Origin of the sequence: Pseudanabaena sp. FACHB-2040 (assembly GCF_014696715.1) — a bacterium.
GTDB lineage: Bacteria > Cyanobacteriota > Cyanobacteriia > Phormidesmidales > Phormidesmidaceae > JACVSF01.
This window is the reverse complement of sequence record NZ_JACJQO010000023.1, coordinates 1-9,915: the sequence shown is the minus strand read 5'-3', so window position 1 is coordinate 9,915 and position 9,915 is coordinate 1. Positions and strand designations below refer to the sequence as shown.

Here is a 9,915-nt window from a genome sequence, read left to right as displayed (position 1 = left end):
GGCAGCAATCACTGCCCGCACCAGCAACCCTCCCCCTAGCAGCCACAAGACTGTTTTGAGATGTTCTTTGGGCGGCAGGGTCCAGAGATTCATGAACTGTTCTCGCAAAATACTGATTCGTGAATCGTGGGGGCTTCAACAAGCCACTGATTGTTCAGCTCCGCCAAGAGAGGGTTTGGGGTTGGATGGGGTTTACAAAGGGGCGACCTGCTTCTGCCGCAGCAGCAAATTCCCGTTTTAGTCGGTAGTACCATCGTGCTTGAGCATCGGCATCACCCACTAATGTCATGGATGGATCATATTGCAAGCCAATCTGCTGCTTGCTTAAAACCTCCCGGTCCTGGGCCAAAAAGCTATGCATAAAAGAAGAGAGCAGCGGCTTGAGTAGGGGCACCCATGGCAGCGTTGTATAAAGTAGGTTGGTGACCTCGGTTTCTGTCTCTGAAATTGGAGTGGCTGTTGTTAAGTTACACGCTTGATGCTGATTGGTTGAAATTGATTCAATGCGAATTCCGGGTAGTTGAAATGAAATTTCGACCTCTGGATTGCGTCCCAGTAATCTATAAAGAAAGGTTTGCTGCTCTAGGGGATGGCGTCGCATGGTGAAGCCATAAGGGGATGGATCGAAAGTCTTCACTACTTCATTAAGCTGTACGGGCGATCGCCACCACCAAGCCTGATGCACAAAAGCAACGTGAGCCGGATCAACCAATCCTACAACCGCATGGTCAATACTGCTAGGAAATCGCATAGTGCAGGATAGCTGGTGTGTCTGGTTGCCAAAGTAGGGCACCTCGGGGACAGCTTCAATCGCATAGCTTTTCCCCTCATCGGCTATGTAAATCCAGATATTGCCCTGCACTTCACAGGTAGGATAGCTTCTGGCAGCAGTATGTTTTTGATGTTGAGATGCTGTAACTTTACCTGCTTCAGTGCGCTCAAACAGGATCTCTTCTGTCAAAAGCGTTTTAACAACTGATCGGCCCTGATTAAGCTGGTGGCTAGGAAAAGCGTAGTACCAGATATTTCTCAAGAACAAAGATTTTTCTGTCATGGAAATCCTATAGAGCACGTTGCGATTGTCCGCCTAATTTCCGTGCAGGCGCAGCGATTCTTCTGAGGGCTAGGAGAAGCCCTCTTGAGGTCAGGTGTTGGACAATCAATCGTTCAGAATGCTTCTCAAACACCCTCTTGGAAGTCAAGCAACAAAACGGTTCTGGGGCGCTCGCTCAAGTTCCACGCTTCATGCTCTACCTTGTCGCTAAAAATCAAACATTTTCCTTCTTCCCAATGTCGTGTTTCAGAACCTACCCGAATTCCACACTTTTCAGAATTGGTTTCAGGAATGATGACCCCCAAATGGCACCTCAATAGTCCATCGGGATAGCCAGTGTGAGGTGCAATATGCGTACCAGGTGCTAAAGTGGAAAATCCGGCTGTAGCAAGCCGAGGAATTTTTTGTACTAGCTTTGTTGTTTCTGGACAAAGACTACAGTTTTTGCCTATTCTGATGCCAAAAGCATACAAACCAAACGTATCCCAACCTGTGCCATATAAATGCTTTTCAGGCCAAGCAAGAAAATTATTTTGGTGCAGTTGACTTAGTTCGCGTTGAATAATCTGCCAATGAGTTTCTAGATTAGGTACAAACTCAAATTGAGATGGATCGTAAAATTCAATCATTTTTCAACACTAATTTCTACTTCTTAATTTTTATAATTTTCCACTGAATTAACAATCTATTAATCAGCAATGAAATGATGAAGAACAAAGTCCGAATCCATGCACCAATACCACCAATACGAGGCAGCAATTTCCAGACAAAAACTACCCATTCCCATCCTCGCTTGATTTCTTCCCATAGAGTCGGTTTTACAGAGTTTGTACGCTCGGGTTCTTGATTGGAAGCAGAACTGTTGCTCAAACTATTACGTCGGGTGAAATTCATTCTAATGAAGCAATTAAACTGTACGATTTCTCAAGATGGTGAAGCTAGAGCATGAACACTAACATTTTTAAGTAGAACTAATTAGCAACTATGGCATTAGCAATAGGGCGCAGTTAGCCTTTCGAGCCTCAGTTTGCTTATTAAGTTCCCAATTTGATTCATCTTTAATTCACGCTGTAGCAACAGAATAGCTAAGCGAAGAATGTAGCTGTAGACGCAAAGGTCATTTTGCTAAATGACTAAAGTCACTAGTGAAAATGACTTTAGTCACCAAGTTGAGTTGTCAAAACTGTTGCACGACAAACGAACGATGGCAATCTCGTTACTCAATGTCCTACTCGCGCCATTAAACGATTTGAAACCTGTCATCGGTTTTACAATTCGCTCTGACATAGTCTTATTTAACGTCAGAAATTCTTCGTTGACTTCAGATATAATCAAAATTGGCTCAATTCATGATGCTAGTCGTCCAGCATCATGAATTGAGTCTCTAAAGTTGTGGTATTGTTCCATTGAGCAACGTTGTCAATGAACATGACCTACCCCTTGACAAGTTCTGAAGTAGTTGAATCCACTCCGATTGGTCGAACTCTACGTTACGTCGAGTGGACTATGTTTTTAGTCATAGCGGTTGTAATCACCCTCAACGGTTTTGGGCAAACTTCAGCATCAGAATTTTATGTTACTTTTGCATCGCTAGCTGCCTGTGCTCTGCTAAGCTTGCGACTGCCAACCGATCGCCCCCTCTGGCAGCGGCGATTGTATATTGGCTTGAGTGTGCTTGCGTTGCTTCCCACACGCTTTTTCTCTGGCTGGAATCTAGAGATTCTGCTGTATCTCATCGTTGCTAAAAGTTGCTTTCTATTGAAACGAAGAGATGTCATCCTGCTTGTAATAACGATGGCGATCGTTTGGCAGGTTGGCTTAATTTGGAGTTTTACGACACAGTGGGAACAAACTGTGGCACACATTCGCGCTAACACAGCTGAATATTTGAACCATCCCGAAAGAGCGTTAATAGCTCAGCTGATTAATGATGTAGGCAGTTATATCGCTGCAAGTACTTTTTCAGTGTTACTTAGCTTTGCATGGATCTCTGAAAATCGCAGCCGCCAGCAAGCAATGATACTGGCTCAACAGGTTAGAACCTTGACCGCCACGCTAGAGCGCACTCGCATTGCCCGTGACATTCACGACTCTTTAGGATATGGCTTGACAAACCTCGATAGCGAACTTGCGGTCATTCACCAAAAACTGCATCAGCATGGGGTTAATGAATTAACTCAAGCGGTAGAAGCAGCGCAATTTCTTTCACGCCAATGCATTGAAGATGTTAGCCATGCATTGCAGACAATTCGTCAGTCAGAAAATTTTGATCTCAATCAAATTCTGTTGAGCTTAGTTGAACAAGTTCGATGTCGCCCAGGCTTAAACGTTCGCTGGGAGGTAAACCTACCTCAGTTGCCCTTGCAAACTAGCCACCACATCTACTGTATTGTTAGAGAAGGTTTGACGAATATCCAGAAACATGCGAAAGCCTCTCAGATTTATTTCCGCACTTGTTCCACGGCTGAAAGTATCATTCTAGAACTGGAGGATGATGGTCAGGGCTTTGACAGAGCGCAGACACCTTCAGGCTTTGGGCTACGGGGAATTGAAGAGCGAGTTCAATTGTTAAAAGGTAGATTAACAATTACTAGTAGTCTAGGCTCAGGAACAAAAATCTTTATTACCCTTCCCTTATGATTCAGCTTCTGATTGTAGACGATCAGGATACCTTTCGGCGAAACCTAGCCACACTATTGTCGGCTGAGGAAGATCTAGAAGTGATTGGACAGGCAAGAGATGGGCAAGAGGCGATCGCCCTCAGCGAGTCTTTACATCCTGATTTGATCTTGATGGATGTGAGAATGCCTGTTTGTGATGGAGTCACTGCAACTTATGAGATTTTGCAACGTTCTCCGTGGATTCGTATTCTTGTGCTAACGATGTTTGATGATGATGAATACATCTTGCAATCGCTGCAAGCTGGAGCATTGGGTTATTTGTTAAAACGAACCCCTGCTAAACAAATTGCAGCCGCTATTCGAGCTTTAGATTTGGGATATTGCCAATTGGGACCTACTATTGCACCGAAAGTATTCGCTCGCTTGAATAAATCTGATTTAGCAACAGTTCAACCAGTTACTCAAAACTACTCCTTAAGTGAGCGAGATGCTGAAATTCTGGCGTTGCTCAGCCAGGGTAAAAGCAATCGGGAGATTGCTCAAACTCTTCACATTACCGAAGGAACGGTTAAAAATTACATCACCCGGATTTTGAATGAGTTAGGGCTACGCGATCGCACTCAAGCTGCGCTTTGGAGTCAGCAACACCTTAATCAAGGTTCTGTCGCAAAAAATGCCGCGAACCAGGGTAAGTGTCAGGGCTGATTAATATAGGAGACGAAAAATCTGGTCAACTTGGTTAGCAAGCTGACGTAAAGTGAAGGTGGCTGAATCAAACCCCATCAGCCCTAGCAGATTGATTGTAATAGAGCGAAACAGGAAGGCTTTGAGCTATCATTACACACATATTTCGCAACACTTTAAGGACCCTTAAGAACTTTACTTAGCGCTACTTCCACTCGTTAGTGTTCTAGATATGTTGGCGGGCTCATCAGATGTTTCTGCCAAACTCATAACGGTTGATGAACAAGCCAATCACTGTGTCATGCAGATGCACTGACTTGGAAAAACAAATCGTCCTGCGCCCTAACCGTTTGATGCGCGTCCTCAAGGTCAGATGCCAGCGCTCTATCTTTTGCGTGTTAGCTTTGCCAATCACAGGAGTCTCTGGCTCTAATAACCGCTGATAAGCACTCCACGCATCGGTGTAAAAGCGTCTGATACCAAAGGGAACCAGTAGCCCTTTCAACTTCACTAATGCCCTATCGACATGAGGAGCCAGAATATAGGCTAAGACCTGACCACTGTGATGGTCGATAGCCTGCCACAGCCAGCGTTGCTTGGCTTTTGAACCAACGAAGCTCCACATCTCGTCACATTCTGCGGCTTCGACCTGCACGAGCATCACGGGTTCATCGGATGGGGGCTTACTCTGGAGCAGGGAGCGGTTAATGGATTCTATATAGGGCGAGGTTTTTTTAATTGGTCAATGACGGTGGTTGGGCTGACGTGGAGCACCCGTGCCGTATCTCGGATGCCACTGCCATTGAGTGCCATATCGACAATTTGTTGTTTGACTTTGGGTAGGTAACCCCGATAAGCGTACTGACGCATGAAGGTGCTGCGGGGACAGTCTTGATGGCGACATTTGTAGCGTTGTTTTCCCTCAGCGCTGCGGCCGTGCTTGACGACATCGCTACCACCACAGCAAGGGCAGAGAACAGCTTCCAAAGCCATAGCAGAAAAGGCGTAGCTACACTACCACCTTAACCCATCTTCGACAGGTCTAGAACACTACCCAAAATCCTCGGTTGATTGTTCATGCAGTGGTTTAACAGCAAGATCAATGCCAGCATTGTTAAAGGCACAATCGAGTCTGCCGTAGGTCGCGATCGCTTTCTGCACCATTCCAGGACATCCACATCCGCCTCACTCGATACATCTGATTTTGCGAACAAGCATTCCGCCCCAGCCTCGCGAATAAAATCAGCAGTTTCTTCACTTTCTACACCGCGTATGTCCGAGAAGACCACTTTGGCTCCAGCAGCACCAAATGCGATCGCAGTGGCTTGCCCAATTCCTGCTGTTCCTCCAGTGACTAAGGACACCTTATCCTGAAGTATCATTTTGTTTCTTCTTCTGTCAGTGCCATTAGATTCAAGTACCAATTAGAGAAGATGCTTGTAGCCGGATGCGTTTATGCCTCGTCTATAGCGCGGTTGTAGCACAATTGATGAGCTTGGCAACAGCATCTGCATGGGCAACCATCACAACATGGGACGCGCCATTCACTACAGCAGTACTTATGATGGCTCATAGAGAGTTTCAATGAACATTGACTGAAAACGATGGCTGGGTTTCCTAAGATCGTGATCAATCATCCCTAGCAGTGAGATTTGCATGAATCAGACTGGTGCATAAATCGTTTCGTCTTCTTTGCGCCAAGCTGGATCAACTAGACAAACGAAAACAAGGGGTTCGTCGCCGCAGTTGTGAAGAAACTGGATGGCATTTGGAGGAATGTAAACCGCATCGCCTGGTTCAATGCGACGAACTTCGCTATCGATCGACATTTCGCCAACACCGCTAATGATGTAATAAACCTCAGAAGTCTTTAGAGAATGGGGAATCGAAGTTTCGCCAGCAGGCAAGATCGCATGCGCCAAACTGTAACGCAAGTTGATATCTTGTTTGTCAGGATGAAGCAATTCGCGCAGAACAGTTTCATCTCCAGCGATCATTTCTTCACAGTCGTAGTTTTTGGATTAGCATAAGTTTAGGCTTGCAATTACACAATCGGATCAAGTTCAGGATCTGTGAATTTTGAAGGAGAAAGGGTCACTGATTATTTCTGCTGAAGAAAGTCCAGCAACACAGAATTGACCTGATCAGCGTGAGTCCAGTTGATCGCGTGCGGCCCGCCGGGAATGACAACCAGTTGACTGTCTTTAATCAATTTTGGAAGTCTTGCTGCGGTGGACTCCAGTGACAGAATGCGATCGCTATCTCCATGAATAATCAGAGTCGGCACATCAATCCGAGGTAGATCATCGCGGAAATCGGTGAGCCAGGAGGGTACACAGTCCAAAGTCCCTTTAGCAGAAGCCCCTGCTGCTACATTCCAACTAGCTTGAATCGCTTCATTGCTGATGCGATCGCCAAGCAATACATCAACATTGAAGAACTCTTTGAAAAAGGCAGAGAAGTAGGCTGGACGGTCTTCAACAATCGCTTTCATAATACCATCGAAAACGCTTTGATCGACACCCTCTGGATTGTCGTCTGTTTTTAACAGAAACGGTGGAACAGGAGCCATCAGCACGGCTTTCTGCACCCGCTCTGAGCCGTATTTGCCAAGATAACGTGTGACTTCACCTGTTCCCATTGAGAAACCGACCAGCACGGTATTTTGCAAGTCAAGCTTGGTCATCAGCCCGTTCAAATCGGCTGCAAAGGTATCGTAGTCATAGCCAAACGAGGGTTGGCTGGAAGCACCAAATCCTCGGCGATCGTAGGTAATTACTCGATATCCTGCGTTCAGTAAAACTAAAACCTGTTTCTCCCAGGAATGTCCGTTCAATGGAAATCCATGAATCAGAACAACCGGTTGACCTGTCCCAAGATCTTCGTAGTAGAGATCGATATTTGCAGAGTTTTCTTGACCAACGGTAATGTAAGGCATGAGAGGTTTCTCCGTTGTAAATTGATGATGTGTTTTTGTCTGTTGCATCACAATTGTTATGCAGCGATCGAGCACCGTCTTAACAATGCTGTGTTAAGCAGACTTCAAGATGGGGCAAGCATCCATTGCGTACCATCGCTTCAGAAAAACAAGAATCCTTCATTGTTGCCTGAGCGCGATCGCCGCGTTTGCCGCCTCTAAGATGGCTTTGATTCTGCTTCGGTAGCCAGCGCGGTACGCACACCAGCATCAAGATTCATGCGGTCTACAACGACCCAAGCTCAGCGACCCGGCCCGCGGTGACAGCGTGGATTGCAACCGGAGCGCGAGAGCCGGGTTCGCTGCAGCGCCTTGTTAGGCAGCAAAATCACCGCGCACTCCGGCTGACGCGACGAAACCAGGCCCCACTTGCTGCTCCTGCTAAAGCGATTATGGAGTAAACTGCTAAAAAAGCGACTCCAACAAGAATTAACGAACTGCCGGGCAGAACTGGAATAAGAAGAAGCATATACGTCAGTTGACCAAGCATAATACCGGCATAGTGTGACCAAACATGTTTAGGCCGAGCAAAGCCAACGGTAAGGCCAACAATAAGAAGTGCTACAGAATAATAAAAACCTTCCGCATCCCACGGCTCGACCTGCCCGGATAAAGATGGTGACAAGGCCCAGACCATTGCGCCACCCACAAACGAGAACAAAAAATTTATCGCTAACTCTCTTTTCATTGGACCTTCTCGGTAATAAAGTGCTCGATATATCAATGGACAAACAATCTGCAAGAAGATTTGAAATCGGCTTAAGAATTGACTGCTTTTCTTAATTCTGATTAAGTCTATTTTTCACCCTCGCTGCCTAATGACCAAGCTCACCAGACGCATTTAACCTTTGCTACTCAATCAATCAATTTGGCACGTTCCGGTGCAGCGACTGGTTAGACTCACGGCGCATCTCACTGGTATGAATAAATTGACTTATCCCTTCAACGAGTTCAGGCACAACTGGCAGCGTTGGGTCAGAATAGGAAGCATTTTGCTGTTCAGGGTCTAATGAAACAGCTTTTAAGACGTGATTCATCCCCTCAATAATTCTAAGCTCCGCATCCGGCTTAGCCATTTTCAGGGCTTGCGCCTCACTGACAGGCACTTGGATATCAGTTGTTCCTTGAACAATTAGAACAGGGACAGTGAGACGCCTAATCTCTTGGGCAGGGGTATAGCGGAACCAGGAAATGAGGTAGGGTTGGACGCTCGATCTGTAGAGCATGTTTAGTTCTGGTGGAACAGAGGTCACTATGTTACCTTGCTCTAGAGCAGCAAGAATCTGCTCATTCTGTTGCCCTAATGCATCTGGCAATCCAGGTTGCAGTTGATCTCGTAAAATTTGTGATGCAGTTTGGGCAGGTCCGGCGATTGATACAAAAGCATCTGCTTCAGTTTTTTGGGTCGCCAGCATTCCAATCAGAGAGCCTTCACTGTGACCAATTACAGTGATGCTTGAGAAACGAGAATCTGCCTGCAATTGCTGAATCCAAAGTGCAGCATCTTCAACATAGGTATCGAAACGAAAATCAGCTTCTTCAGGTCCTGCGGCTGCGCTTTCTCCAATCCCGCGCTTGTCATATCGGATTGAGGCAATGCCGTGATCGGCTAATCCTTCAGCGAGGAGTTTGAGGCTATTATTCTGCCCAGCTAGAGAATTGTTTCCATTGCGATCGGTCGGACCTGAACCCGCAATGATCAGCACCGCTGGCTCTGGCAGATTAGACGTTGGAATAATTTGTGTGCCATAGAGAGTGCCTGTTGATGTTGTAATGTGAACCTCGGCAGGCGTTGCGGATTTTGTCATATAACCTACAAACAGCAGTGATAATGGTAGAGCTATTAGACAGGGAAACAGACTTATAGAACGACGAGAATTGGGGGACATAAAGTGAAGCAATTTATATTGAATCCGTCAAATACTCTAATTTGATGAGATAAGTGGTGAGGTAGAAGACACTTTGGACATCATCAACTCCTAAGTTCTCTTTGTCTTAGTTCACTTGAGTGTAGTCAGTTCCAACACTCGACTTCTTGCAGATTCCTATGGAGTTTCTGATGGAGTTAGCGAACCAATTTCAGTGTTGCTTTAGTGAGTCGCTTGAAGTGCTGTATCAAACATTTCGCACTGCCGATCGACTATTGCGCTACATACCGCCATCTACCATCAACGTTGCACCTGTTGTGAACGATGCCAGGTCAGATGATAAAAACAGGACTGCATTTGCAACTTCAAGCGGTGTTCCAATTCGTCCGATCGGGTGAAGCCCTGTTATGTAAGCTTTGGCTTCATCCTGCCCACCTGTAGCTGCTTCAAACATATCTGTTTCGATGGCTGCTGGTGCAACGACATTGATGCGAATACCCGCTTTGGCATACTGGAGCGCAGCAGCTTTTGTTAAGCCTACTACCGCGCAGATCAAACAGAGCGAAGCAACTTCAGTAACTCTTCCGCTGCGGGTCCCGAAGAGGCCGGATTCTGGCCGGTCACGAGCCTGCCATCCACTTGGACATAGGGAACCCAGTTGGCGGTTTTGCTGTAGATGCTACCCCGTTCCTTTAGCTGGTCTTCCAACAA

Annotated in this window: 11 protein-coding genes and 2 pseudogenes; 2 read left to right on the top strand and 11 right to left on the bottom strand. The window is 46.2% G+C overall.

Features of this window, described 5'->3' with window-relative positions:
* Nucleotides 1-154: 154 nt before the first annotated feature.
* Nucleotides 155-1,054, bottom strand: coding sequence for an aromatic ring-hydroxylating dioxygenase subunit alpha (locus tag H6G13_RS25940; RefSeq protein WP_190488388.1), 900 nt, complete (start codon nt 1,052-1,054; stop codon nt 155-157).
* Between the two features lie 125 nt (nt 1,055-1,179).
* A complete protein-coding gene (locus tag H6G13_RS25935; RefSeq protein ID WP_190488386.1) occupies nt 1,180-1,683 on the bottom strand; it encodes an aspartyl/asparaginyl beta-hydroxylase domain-containing protein in 504 nt (167 codons plus the stop codon).
* 877 nt (nt 1,684-2,560) lie between these two features.
* Between H6G13_RS25935 and H6G13_RS25930 the strand changes: the two genes are divergently transcribed.
* The gene (locus H6G13_RS25930) at nt 2,561-3,694 is read left to right on the top strand and encodes a sensor histidine kinase (RefSeq protein ID WP_206756547.1); all 1,134 of its coding nucleotides are present in this window, start codon (nt 2,561-2,563) and stop codon (nt 3,692-3,694) included.
* Nucleotides 3,691-4,380 carry a response regulator transcription factor gene (locus H6G13_RS25925; RefSeq protein ID WP_190488382.1) on the top strand — a complete coding sequence of 230 codons (690 nt, stop codon included), beginning with the start codon at nt 3,691-3,693 and terminating at the stop codon, nt 4,378-4,380. Before H6G13_RS25930 ends, H6G13_RS25925 begins: the two co-directional genes overlap by 4 nt.
* A 226-nt stretch (nt 4,381-4,606) precedes the next feature.
* Here H6G13_RS25925 and H6G13_RS28870 read toward each other — a convergent pair whose 3' ends face one another.
* The 9 genes and pseudogenes from H6G13_RS28870 to H6G13_RS29555 form a co-directional block, all read right to left on the bottom strand.
* Nucleotides 4,607-5,020, bottom strand: a complete 414-nt coding sequence (locus H6G13_RS28870; RefSeq protein WP_242028543.1) for an IS1 family transposase — start codon at nt 5,018-5,020, stop codon at nt 4,607-4,609.
* Nucleotides 5,021-5,073: 53 nt separating this feature from the next.
* On the bottom strand, nt 5,074-5,352 hold the full coding sequence (locus tag H6G13_RS28865) for an IS1-like element transposase (protein ID WP_242028542.1): 279 nt from the start codon (nt 5,350-5,352) through the stop codon (nt 5,074-5,076).
* Nucleotides 5,353-5,381: 29 nt separating this feature from the next.
* Nucleotides 5,382-5,741, bottom strand: a complete 360-nt coding sequence (locus H6G13_RS25915; protein WP_242028541.1) for an SDR family NAD(P)-dependent oxidoreductase — start codon at nt 5,739-5,741, stop codon at nt 5,382-5,384.
* Between the two features lie 279 nt (nt 5,742-6,020).
* On the bottom strand, nt 6,021-6,356 hold the full coding sequence (locus H6G13_RS25910; RefSeq protein WP_190488380.1) for a cupin domain-containing protein: 336 nt from the start codon (nt 6,354-6,356) through the stop codon (nt 6,021-6,023).
* 104 nt (nt 6,357-6,460) lie between these two features.
* Complete coding sequence (locus H6G13_RS25905) at nt 6,461-7,297, bottom strand: alpha/beta hydrolase (RefSeq protein ID WP_190488379.1); 837 nt, start codon at nt 7,295-7,297, stop codon at nt 6,461-6,463.
* A 367-nt stretch (nt 7,298-7,664) separates the two neighbouring features.
* A complete protein-coding gene (locus H6G13_RS25900) occupies nt 7,665-8,024 on the bottom strand; it encodes a hypothetical protein (protein ID WP_190488377.1) in 360 nt (119 codons plus the stop codon).
* 175 nt (nt 8,025-8,199) lie between these two features.
* Nucleotides 8,200-9,144: an alpha/beta fold hydrolase gene (locus tag H6G13_RS25895; protein WP_190488375.1), complete on the bottom strand. Its 945-nt coding sequence runs from the start codon at nt 9,142-9,144 to the stop codon at nt 8,200-8,202.
* A gap of 340 nt (nt 9,145-9,484) precedes the next feature.
* Nucleotides 9,485-9,751, bottom strand: a pseudogene (locus H6G13_RS25890) (SDR family oxidoreductase); the annotation flags it as partial.
* A gap of 5 nt (nt 9,752-9,756) precedes the next feature.
* Nucleotides 9,757-9,915, bottom strand: a pseudogene (locus tag H6G13_RS29555) (type 1 glutamine amidotransferase domain-containing protein); the annotation flags it as partial.